This window comes from Acidovorax sp. Leaf73 (genome assembly GCF_916855635.1).
Taxonomy (GTDB): domain Bacteria; phylum Pseudomonadota; class Gammaproteobacteria; order Burkholderiales; family Burkholderiaceae_C; genus Acidovorax; species Acidovorax facilis.
On the sequence record NZ_CAKASI010000004.1, the window covers coordinates 447,197 to 464,664 of the forward strand.

Sequence of the window (17,468 nt, forward strand, 5' to 3'; positions counted from 1 at the left end):
ACCCAACACGAATTACGCTTGGGTAAATTGATTTAACTAAACAAAACTCGCAAATTTTAGTGCACATGGACAAAGAACGTGCAGGAATTCAATCGGTCGAGGTGGGTTTTGCCCTGCTGGAGGGGCTGACCCGCTCGCGCGGGCCGCTCATGCTCAAGGATGTGGCGGCCTCGGCGGGCATGAGCGCGGCCAAGGCGCACCGGTATCTGGTGAGCTTTCAGCGCCTGGGCCTGGTCACACAAGACCCGCGCAACGCCCGCTACGACCTGGGCCCCGCCGCCCTCAAGCTGGGGCTGGCGTCGCTGGCCCGGCTCGATGCCGTGCGCCTGGCGCGCGAGCGCATGCCGGAACTCATGGAAGCCATCGGTCACACGCTGGCGCTGGCCGTGTGGGGCAACCACGGCCCCACCATCGTGCACTGGGAGGAGTCGCCCCAGGCTGTCACTGCCAACCTGCGCCTGGGTGACGTGATGCCGCTGTTGTCGTCGGCCACCGGCCGCTGCTTTGCGGCGCACATGGCGCCTGATGTGGTGGCGCCGCTGCTCAAGGAGGAGCTGGCCCGCGCCGTGAAGATGCGCCGCACCGACCTGCCCTCGACCATGACCGAGGTCAACACCCTGCTGGCCGAGGTACGCGAACGCGGTGCCGCGCGGGTGGTCGATACCTTGCTGCCTGGCATCGTGGCGTTCTGCGCACCCGTGTTTGACGCGGACGGCCACCTGGAGTTGGGCATCACCACGCTGGGCTCCATTGCCACCTTCGACCCCGAGTGGGGCGGCGCCATCGACGCGCCGCTGCGCGCGGCTGCGGCCCAGCTCTCCAGTGATCTGGGCGCGGGCAGCGCCTGACGGCCCCGGCACGCAGGTAGATGCCACGGCGCGCGCTCTTTCTCATCACAGTCCTGGTGCTGGCCCTGCACTGGCTGGTGCTGAGCGGCGTGCCGCTGGCTTGGGACAGCCCCCGGTCGCCTGTCGGCAAAGTGTTCAGCACGCGCAGCATTGCGGCCCCGCCGCCACCCGCTGCCGCTGTGGCAGCTGTGGCAGCTGTGGCAGCCGTTGCCCCCATTGCGGCGAAACCTGCGGTCGCGCCCAAGCCGCCCGCGCGCCCCAAACCACAGGCACGGGCAACACACCAACCCCCGGTCGCCCAGGCGCCATCCCCTGCATCCCCCTCCACCGAGGCCACGGCCCCCAGCACCGAGGCGGGTGCAGACGTCGCGCTGGCCGCCCCCGCCGAAGCTGTCTCGACCGTTGTGGAGGAAACGCTCCCCACAACGGCAGCCTCCCCTGCATCGGCACCAGCCCAGGCATCATCAGCGCCTCTCCCCTCTGAAGCCACAACAGGCGTGGACATCGCCCCACCCGGGGCTGGCACGGACCACACGCCCAACACGGCACCACCGCCTGTGCGCCTGCCCCCGCCTACACGGCTGGCGTTTGACGTGAGTGGGCAGGCCAAGAAATTTGCCTACAGTGCCCGCGCCGAGCTGCTGTGGCAGCACGATGGCAGCCGCTACGAGGCGCGGCAGCAGATCAGCGCCTTCCTAGTGGGCTCCCGCACGCAGCGCAGCGTGGGCGCCATCACGGCCCAAGGGCTGTTGCCCGAGAAATTTTCAGACAAGTCCCGCAGCGAGCAGGCAGCGCACTTCGACTACACCAAGGGCCGGGTCACCTTCAGCGCCAACACGCCGGACGCCACCGTGGGCCCGGGGGTGCAGGACCGGCTGAGTGTGTTCATCCAACTCGGTGCCCTGCTCGCCGCCGATCCTGCCCGGTTTGTGACCGGCACCCAGATCACGCTCACCACGGTGAGCGCGCGCAGCGCCGACCGCTGGACCTTCACCATCGAGGGTGCAGAAACACTGGACCTGCCCGCAGGCGCCACGCCCACCCTCAAGTTGCAGCGCCTGCCCCGCAAGGACTACGACCAGAAGGCCGAACTGTGGGTGGCCCCCGCACTGGGTTATCTGCCGGTACGCATCAAGCTCACCCAAGCCAACGGCGACTTCGCCGACCTGCAACTGAGCCGCAGCGGCCCGCCTTGATAGTCTGGAGGGGTCTTGTTAAAAAGTGTTGCGCAGGAGCGCCATCCCACCAAAATAGACCCGCGAAACCGGAAGCACCGGGTTTTCATGAAATACTGCATCGGCAAGGGGACAAAAGCCACGGGCTTTGCCTGTGCCACTTGAACTCTGCGCACCCGCTGTCATCTGACATCTATATCGACAAGGGGAACACGATGCACATGCTCTACGACTCAGAATCCTTCGTGGTGGTCCACATGCTGCCCGACGCCGTGGAGAAAAAGAGCGCCCAGGTGCTCAACGACACCGCCCCCGCCGTTCCCCAGCTCGCGCGCCACGGCTTTGAAATCGTGGACAAGCGCTCCGGCAAAGAGGTGTACCTGGACGGCTCTTGGGCCGAGATGTTCCAGGAGCAGATCCTGGCCTGGCAGCGCGACACCCCCACACAGGAAGAAGTGGAAGACGCGCTGGACCGCTATGCGGGCCTGGCACAGAACCCGGTCGTGGTGCACTGACCGCATCCTCCACAGCAGCCATCCCTGGATGGCCCAGGGGGCCCAGATCGGTCTCCTCCATTCTCGGCAGACTGGGGCAGCGCCCCCAGTTGTCACACCTCAATCACCTCGGGCGGCAGCCCCTGCAGGTGCCGTTCATGCATCGCCAGATAGGCAGCCTCGATATCACGCGCAAACTGGTGGGTGTTGAACAAGGGGGACTGGGCTTTTTCCGCTTGGAGTTTGTCGCGCAGCGCCTTCAGGCGCGCAGGGTCCTGGGCGAGCGAGATCGCCAGGGCTTCATATTCGGCGGCGCTGTAGGTCACAAGCTCCGGCAGGCCCACAGCATGTAGCAGGCTGGCCGCCACTCGCGCCGCAAACGATTCTCCCAGCCGCGTGAGCACCGGCAGACCCGCCCACAAGGCATCGCTGGCCGTGGTGTGAGCGTTGTAGGGCAAGGTATCCAGAAACAGGTCGGCCAACCGGTGGCGCGCCAGATGCTCGCTCAGAGGCAGGCGCTGTGCAAACACCAGCCTCTCGGCCGCCACGCCGCGAGACTGCGCCTCGCGCCGCAGGCTGTCCTCCACAGCAGGATTGTCTGCCAGAAGCCACAGAACGCTGTCAGGCACCCCTTGCAGAATGCGCATCCAGCTGTCGAATACCTGCGGGAGGATCTTCTGGTTGTTGTTGAAACAGCAGAACACGCTCCCCGTGGCAGGCAGCCGCGCCTCTTCCCTGGTAAACATCCGGTCACTGATCGCGCGCTGCGAGTCGTTGACCTGGTAGCTGTGCGGCAGGTAGACGAGTCTTTCGGTGAAATGGCGCCGCGCGTCGGGGGGCACAACCACCTTGTCGGCAATCACGTAGTCCATATAGTCTGCCCCGGTCGTCCCCGGGTAGCCCAGATAACCGGCCTGGATGGGGGCGCAGCGGTGGGCAAAAATGCCAAAGCGGCAGCCCGTGGTGAAACCCATCAGGTCAATGGCGATGTCGATGCCCAGCTCCCGCGACAAGCGGGCAATATCGATCTCGCTGCGCTCGCGCACGTCGATGAAATGGTCGAAACCTGCAACCAGACGCGCGCGCATGGCATCCGTCGCGGGAGGTCCGAACGAAAACGCAAACCACTCGAAGCGTTCACGGTCATGGACTTCGAAAAGCTGCGCTATCAGATACGAAGTGGCGTGGCCGTGGAAATCCGCAGAGTAGTAACCGACCCGGATCTTGCCTGCGCCAGCACGCGCAAGGATGGGCCCCAGGACGGTGGATTCAGGAAAATCCTGCTGTACGGAAGCTTGTGCCGCCTGCTTGTGCAACTCGGGCGAGTCGAACAACGAAAGCGCGATGAAGGGTTTCACACCCAGCTCACCGGCCCGGATGCTCCGCTCACATTGCGCCATGTCGTCTGCCAAGTGCCCCCAATCGCCGGTCTTGAGCCTGCAGCTCGCAAGATACCCGAGCAGATACTTCGCATCTGGCTTGAGGCGATACACCTGCGTGTAGTCGGCCACGGCGTCCTGATGCCGGTTGAACCGGATGTGCAAATTGGCGCGGTTGTAGTACAGGTCTGGCCTTTCAGGCGCCAGCCGAATCGCTTGGTCGTAGACGGCAAGTGCTTCTGCATACCGCCCCGCCTCCAGCAACGAAAGGGCTAGAAACGCCAGGATCTCCACGTCGAGTGGGCTCAGTTGGGCAGCCTTCTGAAAAGCCTGTACCGCATTGGACAGTTGGAAAAGGCTGCGCTGCGCGATCCCCAGGTTCTTGTGGGCTTGGACCAGTTTGTCATTGCCCTGAATGGCGGCCTCGAAGTGCGCAATGGCCTGCGTCCACTGCTCTTTTTGCGCCAGGATCGCCCCCTTGCCGTTATGGGCTTCGGCGTGCTGAGGCCTCAGTGCAATAACCTGATCGAAACATTTCAGGGCCTCGTCCGAACGGCCGGCATCGGCGTGCAGCATGCCCATGTTCTGGCACGCGTCCACGTCCTGCCCGTCCAGGGCAAAGGCCTGTTCATAACATTTCAGCGCCTCGTCCAGCCGCTCCATCTGGCGCAGGGCATTACCCTTGTTGTTATGGGCGGCAGCCAGTCTGGGCTGAAGGGCGATGGCCCGGTCGTAGCTTGCGATGGCGTCTTCGGGCCGCGACAACTCCTTGAGCGTGATCCCCCGGTTGACGTAGGCTTCTGCGAAATCTGGGCGCAGGCTGGTGGCTCGCTCAAAATGCGCCAGTGCTTCGTCATGGCGCTTCAATGCGCTCAAAGCCAGCCCACGATTGATATGGGGCGCAGCATCGTCCGGAGCCAGCTTGATGGCCTGGCCGATCAGGTCCACCGCAATTTGCAAGTGACCCGCCTGGTACGCCAAAACGCCTTGCATGTGCAGGGCGCCAACGTTTTTGGGGTCATTCTTCAAAATGGTGTTGTAGAGCTGGTTGGCCTGCGCAATGGCGCCCTCCCGGTGTGCTCGCATGGCCTGGTCCAACCACGCAGCCAGTTGGGCTTTCGTCACTTGGGGAGGGCGTATTCCGAAGTTGTAGTGAATGCTCATGATCCAGGGTGTGCAGCGGATAGAAACGCGGAACGGCCGTCACCAGGACAACCCTCCAGCGCCAATAAAAGGGAGATTGTGACGCGAGCGCCCCCTCGGTCAGATCGCCGCTGCCGGATAGATACGCCGATATAGCGGGCCTACCAGCATCAGCACCGCCATCAACCGGCATACCTGAAACGCTGTGACCACGGGCACGCCCAATTGCAGCACCTTGGCGGTAATCGCCATCTCCGTGATCCCGCCCGGCGAAGTACCCAGCAGCAAGGTGACCCAGGGCAACCCCGTGGCCCAGGCCAGCAGGCCCGCGAACAACGTGCACGCCCCCATCAACACCAGCGTACCGGCGGCTACGGATACGAGCCAGCGGGGAGCCGTGCGCAGGAAATCAGCCCGAAAGCGCACTCCGAGACTCACACCGATCACCAGTTGCGCTGCGTTCACCATGGCCGCCGGCACGGCGGACAGGCTGATGCCCGCCATCGTGAGCACCATGGACACGAGCATGGCGCCCATAAACCAGGGGTTGGCACGGCCCAGCCGGTCCATCACCAGGGCACCAGCACCCGTCAGCAGCGCCATCAGCGCCAAGCCGGGCCAGTCCACCGCCCGCACGGTGGGCGGCAGAATGTCCAGGCCATGCAGACCGCTCCACTGCAAGGCAAAGGGAATCGTCACGGTGACGATCAGCAAGCGCAGGCTGTGGCTCGCTGCAACCAAGTCGGTGCGTGCGTTCTCGCGCTCGGACAGCAAGGTCATCTCGGACGCAGCACCAATTGCACCGGCGAAGTAACTGGTGGCGCGCAGCATGGGTGCAGGCACACCGTGCATGCGCGGTGCATGCAGCCTGTACAGCCAGGCACCAAACAGCCAGCCGAGAAAAAGCGCCCACACGATGCCCAGCACGATGGCCCACCACAGCCCGCTGATCAGCGCCGCCACCTGGGGTGTGAAATAAAGGCCCAGCGCTGCGCCAATGGTCCACTGCCCGGCATTGCGCAGTGGCCCCCAGCTCTGCGTAGGGCCGCCAGCGATCGACACGACGGAAGTCGCCAGCAACGGCCCGATCATCCAGGGCAAGGGCGTGTGCAGAGCCACGCAGCCGACTGCGGCGGCAAGGGCCAGAACAAGCGTTGCAAGAACGCGAAAGAAAGAATTCACAGGCATGGTGAAAGTGAGACGGCATCAGTCGATGACCAGTACACCCTGCAGCCACCATACCGACACTTTCGACCTGGCGACCAGTCCAAATGGGAAAGGGAGACAACGTGAAAAGCCGCATCCCTTTGCCTTTCAGGTTCAGGGGGCACCAGCGCCCCTGAAGTAAGCAATGGTCTGGCGCAATCCAGCATCAAGATCGATACGGGGCTCCCAGCCGCCCAGCAGTTGGTGCGCCAGCGTGATGTCGGGCTGCCGCTGCCGGGGGTCATCTCCCGGCAGGGTGTGGTGGGTGATCCGGGCGGCGGCCCCCGTGTGAGCAAGGACCTTCTGGGCGAGTTCCAGGATAGTGAATTCCCCAGGATTCCCCAAGTTGACAGGCCCCGCCACTTCATGAGGCGTTGCCATCATGCGCACCAGTGCTTCCACCATGTCGTCCACGTAGCAGAAGCTGCGGGTCTGGTCACCTGAGCCGTATACGGTCAGGTCTGCGCCGCGCAACGCCTGCACGATGAAGTTGGAGACCACCCTGCCATCGTCAGGGCGCATGCGGGGGCCATAGGTATTGAACAGCCGCACCACCTTCGTGCGCACGCCATGCTGGCGCCGGTAATCGAAAAACAGGGTCTCCGCACAGCGCTTTCCCTCGTCATAGCAGGCCCGCACGCCAATGGGATTGACGTTGCCCCAGTAGGACTCCGGCTGTGGGTGCACGCTGGGGTCGCCATACACCTCGCTGGTGGAAGCCTGAAGAATGACGGCCCTGCACTGGCGGGCCAGCTCCAGCAGGTTCAGAGCCCCCATCACGCTGGTACGCAGGGTCCGCACGGGGTCGGCCTGGTAGTGCACGGGCGATGCGGGGCAGGCGAGGTTGTAGATTTCGTCCACCTCAGCGGCCAGCGGCTGGGTGACATCGTGCCGAAGCCAACGAAAACGCGGCGAAGCCTGGAGGTGGGCAATGTTCTTTTCGGAGCCCGTGGAAAAGTCATCCACGCACAGCACCCCATGACCATCTTGCAACAAACGCTCGCACAAATGAGAGCCGAGGAAGCCCGCGCCCCCGGTCACCAGGATTGACTTAGCCTTCTTCATGGTGTGGTGGCCCCAGGTGCATCCACCGCATTCCGCCCCACCGTCAGATAGTCGAACCCCAAAGCACGCATGGACCGAGGCTCGTAGAGGTTGCGCCCATCCACGACCAGCGGCTGCCGCAGGACCGCCCGCAGGGCATCGAAGTCGGGACTGCGAAACACCTGCCATTCGGTCACGATCAACAATGCGTCGGCATCGCGCGCCGCATCCATAGGACTTTGGGCATAACGGATACGCTCCAACAGGTCGGGCCGATCCTGCAAATCGTCTTGCAGGCATCGGCGAGCCTCCTGCATGGCCACCGGGTCAAACACCTGCAGCACCGCACCACGCTCCAGCAGTTCGCGCACCAGCACCCTGCTGGGAGCCTCGCGCATGTCGTCGGTATTGGGTTTGAAGGCCAGCCCCCACAACGCAAACCGTTGGCCCGAAAAATCCGGGCCGAGCCGCTGCACCAGCCTATCCACCAGCTGCCGCTTCTGTCCTTCATTGACCTGCGCCACCGCCGCCAACAACCGCAGCGGGAGCCCGACGTCATCGCCCATGCGCTGCAACGCTGTCACGTCCTTGGGAAAGCAACTGCCACCGTAACCAACGCCGGGATAAAGAAAGCTGTCACCAATGCGCGGATCAGCGCCAATACCCACCCGCACAGGTTCGATATCCACCCCCAGACGATCTGCCAGATTGGCCATTTCATTCATGAAACTGATGCGCGTGGCGAGCATGGCGTTGGCGGCGTACTTTGTGAACTCTGCGCTGCGGCGGTCCATGCAGATAACGCGATCATGGCCATGCCCGAACGGGCGGTACAACGCACGCATGAGATCACCAGCGCGCTGCTCTTCAGGCGACTCACCCAATCCAACGATGATCCGGTCAGGCCGCATGAAGTCGTTGATCGCACTGCCCTCTTTGAGGAACTCCGGGTTCGAGACCACCGCAAAGCCAGGTGCTGGATGGGCACCGGGCCAGCGCTGGGCAAGCACAGTAGCGACGGCCTTGTGCACCGCTTCGCCCGCGCCCACAGGCACGGTAGATTTGTTGACGATCACCTTGAAGCTGGTCATGTGGGTCGCGATGGCACCCGCCACCTCGAACACATGACTCAGGTCCGCACTGCCATCGTCCGCAGAGGGCGTGCCCACCGCGATGAACTGCACGTCACCGTGGGCAACACCGCGCGCCATGTCGGTGGAAAACGCCAGCCTGCCGGCGCGGACATTGCCGACGATCAACTCCTGCAGCCCTGGCTCGTAGATTGGAATCTCTGCGCGCTGCAGTGTGGCAATTTTTTCGGCATCCGTGTCGATGCACAGGACATCATTGCCCAGCTCCGCAAGGCATACGCCGGTAACGAGCCCCACATAACCGGTTCCGAACAAGGTGAGATTCATGGAGGGGGCAAAAAAACTGAAAAATACAAGACATGGGGCTCGCGCCCACGCGAAGGGCGCCGTGAAGTTTCACACCTCAATCACATCGGGAGGCAGCCCCTGGTGCGCGCGTTCGACCATTGTGGTGTATGCCGACTCGATATGCCCCGCAAAGAGCCGGGCATTGAACAAGGGCGACTGGGGCCCCTGTTCCTCCAGCTTGTCCCGAATGCTCCTGAGTTGCACCACATCGCGGGCAAGCTCTATGGCTCGGGCCTCAAATGCAGACTGCGTCTGGGTGACAAGCTCGGGCAACCCCACGGCATGCAACAGGCTCGCCGCCACTCGGCTCGCAAACGATTGTCCTGAACACGTCAGAACCGGCAGCCCTACCCACAAGGCATCGCTCGCGGTGGTGTGCGCGTTGTAGGGCAGCGTATCAAGGAAGAGGTCGGCCATCCGCTGGCGGGCGAGATGCAGGTCCATGGGCACGCGGCTGGCAAACACGAGGCGGTCTGCAGAAATCCCCCGGGCCTGCGCCTCTCGGCACAGATTCCGCGCCGCAATCGGGTTGTCTTCCAGCAGCCACAAGACGCTGCCTTCAACGGCATGGAGGATGCGCATCCAGCCGTCAAACGTGGGTGGGAGGATCTTGAAGTTGTTGTTGAAGCAGCAAAACACAAAACCAGTGGCGGGCAAACCCAGTTCGTCGCGGGAAAATGTCCGGTCAGCTACTTTCCGCTGGGAGTCGTTGACCTGGTAGCTGTGCGGCAGATAGACCACTTTTTCAGTGAAGTCGGCCTGGGCATGGGGAGGAATCACCACCTTGTCGGCGATCACATAGTCCATGTAACTGGCGCCGATGGTGCCAGGGTACGCCAGGTAGCTGACCTGAACGGGTGCACACCGGTAGGAAAAACATCTCAAACGCGTCGCTTGCGTAAAGCCCATCAGATCCACAGCGATGTCGATACCAAGCTCTCGTGAAAGCTGTGCAATATCAAGATCGGTACGCTCACGCACATCCAGAAAATGGTCAAAGGCCACCACCAGTCGCTCGCGCATGCTGTCGTGCACCTGGGGACTGACCGAAAACGCGAACAATTCAAATCGCTCGCGGTCATGCACTTCAATCAGCTCTGCAATCAAGTACGCCGAGGGGTGATTGCGAAAATCTGCAGAGTAGTAACCGATGCGAATCTTCTCGCCCCTCGCACGAACAGGAATCGCGCCCAACGCTGCAGAGCCAGGCATATCGCGTTCTACAAGACGGCTTGCAATCTCTTTGTGAAGGGCAGGCTGGTCGAACACGGACAGAGCAGAGAATGGCTCAAGGACAGGCTTCCTAGCCCGGATGTCCTGCTGGAGCTGAAGCAGTTCTTCATCCAGGTTTTGCCAAATACAGCCATGGACCTTGGCGGTAACGATCTCGCTTTGCAGCATCGCCAAAGGAGCGGGCAGCCGCTGGGCCAGATAGAACTGCTGCAAAGCCTCGTCGTACCGCTTCATCTCCCGCAAAAGCCGACCCATGAGGAATCTGGACTCCCCCTGCTGGGGCCGAAGCTCGATCGCGCGGCTAACGTCCGCCAGTGCGCTTTCCAGATTTCTCAGTTGCAGTTGCGCCTCGCCACGGTTGTTGTACGCCTCGGCGGACTGCGGGTTAATCTCCAGCGCCCGGCTGAAGGCAGCAACCGCTTCTGCATACCGGCCCAGCCTCAGCAAAGCCGTGCCCCGGTTGTTGTGCGGCTCCGGTATCTCGGGTGCGCGTTCGATCACCTGGTCCATGCACTCCAGGGTTTCATCAAACTGCTTCATCTGCAGGTGAATGCAGCCCAGATTGAAACGCGCCTGCACATTCGCAGGATCTATCGCCAGCACCTTGCGGTAGCTTTCCATGGCCTCCGGCAACCGATCCAAGGTTTGCAGGACCGTTCCCCGGTTGTAATGTGCGAGCCCCAACCCAGGCGAGAGTGCAATGGCCTGATCGAACGAAGCCAGCGCGTCCTGATTGCGCTGCAGGCGTAGCAGCGCGTTGCCACGATTGAAGTAGGGGTCAACGTAGTCGGGCTTGAGAGCGATGGCTCGGTCGTAGGCGCGAATAGCGTCTGCGGGCCGGTTGGCCATCAGCCATTCATTGCCTCGGGTGTTGCACGCCGTCGCATCATCGGGGAGGGGCGACTCCACAGATCTAACGCCCGCAACCAAGCCCGTTCCATAGTTGATTCCGAATTTAAAACTGGGCTGGCTGGCTGGTATGGCACCAGGCTTGAAGGACTGCCCGAAATGGGGTTTCTTTGTGTCGGTCAAGGTGCTTCCCGATACAGATGAGAGATTGACATCCCGCCATGGTAAACACCTGCGCGGCATCGAACCGCCGTCCAGCGCCAGCCGGGCGGCTCCAGGGACAACAGCCAAGTCCACCGCAAAGCAAACCGCCATGGAAAGCGGGTACTGTGGCCTCCTCCTTCTGGGCGCGCAGAGCGCACTGGCGGAGCTTTTCAGCGCTCAGGCGCGCCCCGCCGGTGTGCCATTTCTTGTCCCATCCTGCCCAGCACAGCGGGCTCCAAAAGATGCAGCGCCGCGGGGTAGGCCTGGCGCTCCTCGTGGTGGATATGGCTCGCATAGCGCGCCGCAAATCGATCAAAAATCGCCTCTGCCGATTCCGAGAAGCCTTCGATTTCCCCCTGCGCCAGCGCTTGTAGCGGAACTCGCGCCGCCGCCCAGTCAGCCACCATGTCGACATGGTCCTGGTGCAGCCGCTGCACCAGAGTCCTCATCTCCGGTGCAGCCTGGGCCAGCAACAGCGGGAAGACATGGAGCTCCTCATCCTCATGGTGCAATGGCGCAGCGACATCAAAGTAGCGCAACACATCGCGCGCGGCCTGGCGCGCGCTCTCATCGGCACCTTGCCGGCGGACATGTTCACGCAGGCGGTCCAGCAGTGCCAGCGTGCGCTGCACGCGCTCGTGGCAGGCCTCCAGCATGGCGAAGGGCTCTTCGAACCCGACTGCAGGCGCGCTGAAGCCAGGAACGTGGCGAGCAGGTGCAGAAGTGGACGCCATCCTCGCCTCACCCAAAGCGCACGGGCTGGCCCTGGCGGTCGAAGGGGATGTAGGCACCATGCGCACCGCCCTTGATCGCATCCACCATGCGCTGCAAAGGCGCCTCGGCATCGGCGCTCGTGGGCGCCTTGTTCAGGGTGCCCGACATGGCGGCTGCGAACACCATGGCCCAGTCGTGGCCAGGGGCCGTGAACTGGCTGGCCTCACCGACCAGCGCGTCGAACGACGGCAGCTCCTGTGGCGTCTTGTCCACGCACATCAGTGGCACCAGCGCGCCGCCCTGCCCGGCTTCAAACCGGGCCCGCTGCGCGGGGGTGGCATCGTCGGGCAATTCAACGGCAGCAAACACGAACAGGAGCCGCTGGGGTTCAGGCTGCATGCGTGCCGCCTCAAGTAGATCGTCGAAGCTGGAAATGTTCATAAAAATTTTCGATGAATTAAAAATGCTGCGAGGGAGGCTCGGTCTTCTCAGAAGCCTGGCACCACGCCCTTTTGCGGATCTAGCGTGCTCACATAGCTGTCTGCTACAGGTCGAGCACGCGCCGCCTTGCGCGATTGCACGGTGCCAATGCTGACAAAACACAGCGCCTGCTCCCAGGCGTCCAGCTGGAACAAGCCGCGCAATCCGGGGGACTTGAGGGCCTTGCCGCTGGTGAGGGCCGATCCGAAGCCCTGTGCAGTGGCCATGAGCAACATGTTCTGCACCGCGCAGCCAGCGGACACCAAGCGCTCTGACAGGTCGATGGCAGGGTCGCCGCACTGGCTATCTACCACCACCAGCATGAGTACCGGGGCACGGTAGGCCTTTTCGCGAGCCTGCTCGGCCTGCTCGGGCGTGGCGGCAGGATCTCGTTCGCACAGAGCCTGCGCAAACACGTCGGCCAACGCCGGCCGCGCGGCGGCGGGCACCAGCACAAAACGCCAGGGCGTCAATTGGCCGTGGTCCGGCGCGTGGGCCGCAGCGCTGAGAATCTGGGCCAGTTCCCCCGCACTGGGTCCGGGAGCAGCCAGGCGTTTAGGCAGGATGGTCTGGCGCGAGTGGATCAGCGCGGCGGCCATGGCGGCGGTATCGTCTGGCGGGAGCGCAGCAGTTGGCACCTGCCGGGGGGCATGGTGCAAAGGCCAGGGAATGACAGCCATCACAGGTCCTTGAAAGAAGCTTCTTCAGCCCGGCCGGCCGTCGGCCCGCAGGCAACCGTACCACCGGCCCAGCCGCACACCCCATACGCCCATGGTGGCGGCCCACAGGAAAGCCGCCACCGGCAGCACCCACACCCACGCTATGCCAAAAACGCCCGGCACTTCTGCCGCAATGCGCAACACGGTAGCCACCTGCAGCAGCCAGAACAATGTCCAAGCCGTGTGGTCAGCAACCAGCGCACGGCCACTGTGCCCACACGACACCCGCGTCACCATGGCCAGCATCAGCGATGCCAGGCAGCCCATGGTCAGGGCATGCAGCGCTCCCAGGCCCAGGGTTCCCATGCCATAGCCCCACGCCAGCCACCGCGAAAGCCCTCCGAGCAGAAAGGCAAGGCCGAGCCACAGGAAACCGATATGCAGCATGGCCAGCAACCTGTTCTTGAGGCTTTGTACCAGCCCCCAGACACAGGCCAGCCAGACCAGCACGCCCCCGATCACCAACTGCAGCGTGCCGTGTACCAACCCCCAGGCCGGCCCCGCAGCGCTGGCAGGCAACCCGAGCCAATCCAGCCACACCGCCAGCACCTGCAGCACGGCGGCCGCCAGCATCAGCCACAGCACCCAGAAAGGCCGCCAGGCCTGCACCATGGGCATGGCACTGGAGGTGAAAAATGGAATCATGCGGTGCGCCACCGTGACATACACCACCACTACAAACCCCCACAGGCCGGTGAAGACCCAGGCACGTGCGAGCGCATGGGTGCCCACGGCTAGCCCCAGCCACAGCCCAACAAGGCTGATGCATCCCAGCGTACATGCCCAAGCGATGGTGCGAGCATGCAACTGGTCCTCGGCCTGGCTGCGCCGCACACGCCCCCAGAACTGCGCGGTCATCCAGACGAGGCCCGCCGTCGCCACCGCCAACCCGACCAGCGCCACGCCCACCCACAGGTGCGCGCCCGCCAGCCACAACAGCCACCCCACCGCCTGCGCCACCAGCGGTGCGCGAATCGCCTCCACTGGCAAAGGCTCCACCCCGAGCCATTTAGGGCCTGCTGTGAACAGGAAGCCGGAAAAGAACAGGGGAATGAATCCGAACGCCATCACGGCCGAGTGCACCAGTGTGGGAGACACTGCATAGTAAAGCCCCCACCCACCGCTGGACCGCGCCACCTGCACCAACGCCCACCACCCCCCTGACACCACCAGCACCACCATGGCCAGGAAAAACCCCAACCGGTGCGGTGCCAGCATCAGATAGCGCCAGCGCCATTGCCTGTCCAGCGACGCCAGCACCTCCGGCGACGGTTTTCCCGACGCGGTGCGCAGGGGGATGACGGGGCGAGAGGTCACCCGCAGGTCCCCAGATGCCCGCACTGCGTGCAGTAGTCACAACCATCCTTGCGGATCACGGCATGGGCGCCACATTCGGTGCATTTCTTGCCCGCCATGGCCTGGGGCACAGCCACCGGGGGGGGTGCAGGCTCATCCAGCGGCAGCTGCTGCTGTACCGGGTCGGCCACGCGGCGCGCCAGGATGTTCTGGATGGCATAGGCCATGGCCGCCACCTCGGAGTCGTGCCACATGGGCACCAGCGTCCCATCGTCCTTGCGATGGGTGCCCAGGCGCACAGGGCCGCGGTCCCAGGCGACCTTGCGCATGTCCGACAGCGCCCGCTCCAAAAAGCCGCCACGCGCTGCGAGCGACAGCATGCGCATGCTGGACGTGATCCACTGCTGCGACTCGCCGCTCTGGCCCACCGGCATGAAGAACTCGATGGCGCGGTCCACCGTACCGTTGCCCACGCCCGTGGGCACGGGCAGGAAGGACACGATGAGGTACAGGGTCTTGTGACCTTCCTGCGTCCAGTATTCAAGCTTCTCAGCCACCGCCGAAAGGCCCCCTTGCGGACGGCTTTCGATCACGGTGCGCATGGGGTCCACCGGCGGTGCGGGTGGAGCCACAGGCGCGGCAGCGGCCGCGGGCGCAGGTTCCGCATGGGTTTCGAGCACGGAACCCAGAATGCTGTTGGGCCGGTAGGTGGCCAGGCCCTTGAGCTTGGCGCGCCAGGCCTGAAGGTACAGGTCCTTGAACCCTTCGTAGGGGTAGTCGGCAGGGATGTTGACAGTCTTGGAGATGGCCGTGTCCACAAAGGGCTGCACGGCCTCCATCATGGCGATGTGGCCTTCGGCGGGCATGGCGAGCGCCGAGACGAAGTAGTCTGGCAACGCCTCCACATCCCCGCCCAGCTCGCGGTACAGGCGCCAGGCATGGTCTTCCACCGCGTATTCGGTCGTGCTGCCGTCGGACTCGCGCTTCTTGCGCTTGTACATCCACGAAAACGGCGGCTCGATGCCGTTGGAAGCGTTGTCGGCAAAGGCCAGGCTCACGGTGCCCGTGGGTGCGATGGAGAGCAGATGGCTATTGCGGATGCCATGCTGGCGGATGGCAGCGTGGAGCGATTCCGGCAGGCGGCTGGCAAACGTGCCTTCGGCCAGATAGCCCCGCGCATCGAACTTCGGAAACACCCCTTTCTCACGCGCCAGGTCCACCGATGCGGCATACGCTGCGTCGCGCATGTACTCGGCAATCCGCGCAGCCATCGTGCGGCCCTCGGGCAGGTCGTAGCGCAGGCACAGCATGGCCAGTGTGTTGCCCATGCCGGTAAAGCCCACACCAATGCGGCGCTTGGCCATGGCCTCGTCGCGCTGCTGCGGCAGCGGCCAGTAGGTCACATCGAGCACGTTGTCGAGCGCGCGCACCTGCAGCGCCACGGCCTTGGTGAACGCGTCAAAGTCAAACGCCGCCACGCCGCCAAAACCAAAGGGGTGGCGCACAAAGCGGGTGAGGATGATGGGGCCCAGGTCACAACAACCGTACGACGGCAGCGGTTGCTCACCACAGGGATTGGTCGCCGCGATGTCTTCGCAATAGTGCAGGTTGTTGTCTTCGTTGATGCGCCCCAGGAACAGGATACCGGGCTCGGCAAAGTCGTAGGCCGACTTCATGATGGTGTCCCACAGCTCGCGTGCGGGCACGGTGGCATACACCCACTGGCCGTCTGCACGCTGGCGGGCGCCCTGGGCGAGCAACGCAGCGCCGGGGCGAGCCTTGTGCACCAGCTCCCACTGTGCGTTGTTCTGCACGGCTGCAATGAACTCGTCCGACACGCCCACCGACACATTGAAGTTATTCCAGCGCCCTGGCGTGCGCTTGGCCGTGATGAACTCGTGCACATCGGGATGGTCGATGCGCAGCACGCCCATCTGCGCCCCCCGCCGCGCGCCCGCGCTCTCCACGGTGGAGCAGGACTGATCGAACACGTTCATGTAGCTGCACGGCCCCGATGCCATGGAGGCGGTGGCCTTCACCTGTGCGCCCTTGGGACGGATGCGGGAGAAGTCATAGCCCACGCCCCCGCCACGGCGCATGGTCTCGGCCGCCTCACGCAACGCTTCGTAGATGCCCGGAAAGCCTTCGTCATCCACGCCCTGGATGCAGTCACCCACGGGCTGCACAAAGCAGTTGATAAGGGTGGCCTGTATGTCGGTGCCTGCCGCGCTCATGATGCGGCCCGCACCGATGGCGCCTGCCTTCAGGTTGGCGAGGAACAAGGCTTCGTACTTATCGCGCAGCTCCGGTTTTTCGACCGAGGCCAGAGCCCGCGCCACACGCTGGTACAGCTCGTCGGCGGAGGTTTCGCCAGGTTTGAGGTATTTCTCGCGCAATACATCCAGGCTGATGGGCTGCAGGGACGAGGTGGGCTTGAGGGGGGGCTGAGGTTCGCGTTTCATGGGGGCCGATGATTTGGGTTTCACGCCTGTGAGGTCTTGCGTTCCATCAAGAGGGCCTCATTCCTCACGGATCTGCCGCGAGAATGCCGGACAAGGTCATAGCTCGTCCAGAAGAACTTGCCCATCATGCTCCACGTAAGGGTGGTAGGGGCCGGTGCCGCTGTTGTCCGCCAGCGAGGCCGGCACAAAACCGCCCGTCTTGACATCAAACACATGGACTTCTCCTTCCTCGATCACGTAGTGCCAGCCGTGCAGGCTGATCTGCCCTGACTGCACACGGCTGCGCACCATCGGGTACTCCATGAGGCGTTCGAGCTGCAGCACCACGGCGCGCTGCTCAGTGCGGCGCAGCACCTCGGGGCCCGCCTGCATGGGCAGCAGGGCCTCGCGCCCCAGGTCCAGCCAGCGGTTCAGGTTGGGCGCTTCGGGCGAAACCTCACCATACATCGCCTTGATAGCCCCACAGTGACTGTGGCCGCACACCACGATGCGGCGCACCTGCAGGTTGAGCACTGCAAACTCAATGGCAGCCGTCGTGCCATGGTGGCCGTGAGATCCGTCATACGGCGGGATGAACGCACCCACGTTGCGCACCAGGAAAAGTTCCCCCGGGCCCGCGCCGGTCAACAGGTAGGGCACCAGGCGCGAGTCGGAACAGCCGATGAACAACGTGGTGGGGTGCTGCCCCTCGTCCACCAGCGTCTGGAACTGTTCGCGGTACTGGGGAAAGGCGTCGTCGTGAAAACGACGCAGGCGATCAAGCAGCTCGTCGGGCATGGTGCG

The 17,468-nt window shown here is 63.7% G+C and carries 14 protein-coding genes; 3 read left to right on the top strand and 11 right to left on the bottom strand.

Annotated features, from left to right (window positions below):
- The first annotated feature begins 65 nt into the window (after positions 1-65).
- From LPA35_RS15330 to LPA35_RS15340, 3 genes are all read left to right on the top strand, one after another.
- Entirely contained in the window at positions 66-848 is a 783-nt protein-coding gene (locus tag LPA35_RS15330; RefSeq protein ID WP_055396937.1) for an IclR family transcriptional regulator, read from the top strand.
- A gap of 20 nt (positions 849-868) precedes the next feature.
- Positions 869-2,044, top strand: coding sequence for a DUF3108 domain-containing protein (locus tag LPA35_RS15335; RefSeq protein WP_228897568.1), 1,176 nt, complete (start codon positions 869-871; stop codon positions 2,042-2,044).
- Between the two features lie 194 nt (positions 2,045-2,238).
- Positions 2,239-2,538: a DUF3567 domain-containing protein gene (locus LPA35_RS15340; RefSeq protein WP_055392879.1), complete on the top strand. Its 300-nt coding sequence runs from the start codon at positions 2,239-2,241 to the stop codon at positions 2,536-2,538.
- A gap of 92 nt (positions 2,539-2,630) precedes the next feature.
- Here LPA35_RS15340 and LPA35_RS15345 read toward each other — a convergent pair whose 3' ends face one another.
- The 11 genes from LPA35_RS15345 to LPA35_RS15395 all read right to left on the bottom strand — a co-directional run bounded on the left by LPA35_RS15345 (position 2,631) and on the right by LPA35_RS15395 (position 17,462).
- On the bottom strand, positions 2,631-5,060 hold the full coding sequence (locus LPA35_RS15345; RefSeq protein ID WP_255669740.1) for a tetratricopeptide repeat protein: 2,430 nt from the start codon (positions 5,058-5,060) through the stop codon (positions 2,631-2,633).
- A 99-nt stretch (positions 5,061-5,159) separates the two neighbouring features.
- Entirely contained in the window at positions 5,160-6,227 is a 1,068-nt protein-coding gene (locus tag LPA35_RS15350; protein ID WP_228897570.1) for an AbrB family transcriptional regulator, read from the bottom strand.
- 132 nt (positions 6,228-6,359) lie between these two features.
- The gene (locus LPA35_RS15355; RefSeq protein WP_228897571.1) at positions 6,360-7,310 is read right to left on the bottom strand and encodes a UDP-glucuronic acid decarboxylase family protein; all 951 of its coding nucleotides are present in this window, start codon (positions 7,308-7,310) and stop codon (positions 6,360-6,362) included.
- The gene (locus LPA35_RS15360; protein WP_228897572.1) at positions 7,307-8,707 is read right to left on the bottom strand and encodes a UDP-glucose/GDP-mannose dehydrogenase family protein; all 1,401 of its coding nucleotides are present in this window, start codon (positions 8,705-8,707) and stop codon (positions 7,307-7,309) included. The genes LPA35_RS15355 and LPA35_RS15360 overlap by 4 nt, the downstream gene beginning before the upstream one ends.
- A gap of 69 nt (positions 8,708-8,776) precedes the next feature.
- Positions 8,777-11,125, bottom strand: a complete 2,349-nt coding sequence (locus LPA35_RS15365; protein ID WP_228897573.1) for a glycosyltransferase family 41 protein — start codon at positions 11,123-11,125, stop codon at positions 8,777-8,779.
- Between the two features lie 59 nt (positions 11,126-11,184).
- Positions 11,185-11,748: a hemerythrin domain-containing protein gene (locus LPA35_RS15370; protein ID WP_228897574.1), complete on the bottom strand. Its 564-nt coding sequence runs from the start codon at positions 11,746-11,748 to the stop codon at positions 11,185-11,187.
- A 7-nt stretch (positions 11,749-11,755) separates the two neighbouring features.
- The gene (locus tag LPA35_RS15375; RefSeq protein ID WP_055398435.1) at positions 11,756-12,169 is read right to left on the bottom strand and encodes a hypothetical protein; all 414 of its coding nucleotides are present in this window, start codon (positions 12,167-12,169) and stop codon (positions 11,756-11,758) included.
- 47 nt (positions 12,170-12,216) lie between these two features.
- A complete protein-coding gene (locus LPA35_RS15380; protein ID WP_218299034.1) occupies positions 12,217-12,888 on the bottom strand; it encodes a nitroreductase in 672 nt (223 codons plus the stop codon).
- Positions 12,889-12,912: 24 nt separating this feature from the next.
- Positions 12,913-14,244: an NnrS family protein gene (locus LPA35_RS15385; protein WP_228897575.1), complete on the bottom strand. Its 1,332-nt coding sequence runs from the start codon at positions 14,242-14,244 to the stop codon at positions 12,913-12,915.
- On the bottom strand, positions 14,241-16,685 hold the full coding sequence (locus LPA35_RS15390) for an adenosylcobalamin-dependent ribonucleoside-diphosphate reductase (RefSeq protein WP_228897576.1): 2,445 nt from the start codon (positions 16,683-16,685) through the stop codon (positions 14,241-14,243). Before LPA35_RS15390 ends, LPA35_RS15385 begins: the two co-directional genes overlap by 4 nt.
- Positions 16,686-16,781: 96 nt before the next feature.
- Entirely contained in the window at positions 16,782-17,462 is a 681-nt protein-coding gene (locus tag LPA35_RS15395) for a carbonic anhydrase (protein WP_121422054.1), read from the bottom strand.
- Positions 17,463-17,468 lie beyond the last annotated feature (6 nt).

Excerpts from the sequence above, each read along its gene's own strand:
- LPA35_RS15390 (WP_228897576.1), bottom strand. The coding sequence starts at position 16,685 with ATGAAACGCGAACCTCAGCCCCCCCTCAAGCCCACCTCGTCCCTGCAG.
- LPA35_RS15380 (WP_218299034.1), bottom strand. The coding sequence starts at position 12,888 with ATGGCTGTCATTCCCTGGCCTTTGCACCATGCCCCCCGGCAGGTGCCA.
- LPA35_RS15365 (WP_228897573.1), bottom strand. The coding sequence starts at position 11,125 with ATGGCGGTTTGCTTTGCGGTGGACTTGGCTGTTGTCCCTGGAGCCGCC.
- LPA35_RS15395 (WP_121422054.1), bottom strand. The coding sequence starts at position 17,462 with ATGCCCGACGAGCTGCTTGATCGCCTGCGTCGTTTTCACGACGACGCC.
- LPA35_RS15370 (WP_228897574.1), bottom strand. The coding sequence starts at position 11,748 with ATGGCGTCCACTTCTGCACCTGCTCGCCACGTTCCTGGCTTCAGCGCG.
- LPA35_RS15335 (WP_228897568.1), top strand. The coding sequence starts at position 869 with ATGCCACGGCGCGCGCTCTTTCTCATCACAGTCCTGGTGCTGGCCCTG.
- LPA35_RS15330 (WP_055396937.1), top strand. The coding sequence starts at position 66 with ATGGACAAAGAACGTGCAGGAATTCAATCGGTCGAGGTGGGTTTTGCC.
- LPA35_RS15350 (WP_228897570.1), bottom strand. The coding sequence starts at position 6,227 with ATGCCTGTGAATTCTTTCTTTCGCGTTCTTGCAACGCTTGTTCTGGCC.
- LPA35_RS15355 (WP_228897571.1), bottom strand. The coding sequence starts at position 7,310 with ATGAAGAAGGCTAAGTCAATCCTGGTGACCGGGGGCGCGGGCTTCCTC.
- LPA35_RS15360 (WP_228897572.1), bottom strand. The coding sequence starts at position 8,707 with ATGAATCTCACCTTGTTCGGAACCGGTTATGTGGGGCTCGTTACCGGC.
- LPA35_RS15345 (WP_255669740.1), bottom strand. The coding sequence starts at position 5,060 with ATGAGCATTCACTACAACTTCGGAATACGCCCTCCCCAAGTGACGAAA.
- LPA35_RS15340 (WP_055392879.1), top strand. The coding sequence starts at position 2,239 with ATGCACATGCTCTACGACTCAGAATCCTTCGTGGTGGTCCACATGCTG.
- LPA35_RS15375 (WP_055398435.1), bottom strand. The coding sequence starts at position 12,169 with ATGAACATTTCCAGCTTCGACGATCTACTTGAGGCGGCACGCATGCAG.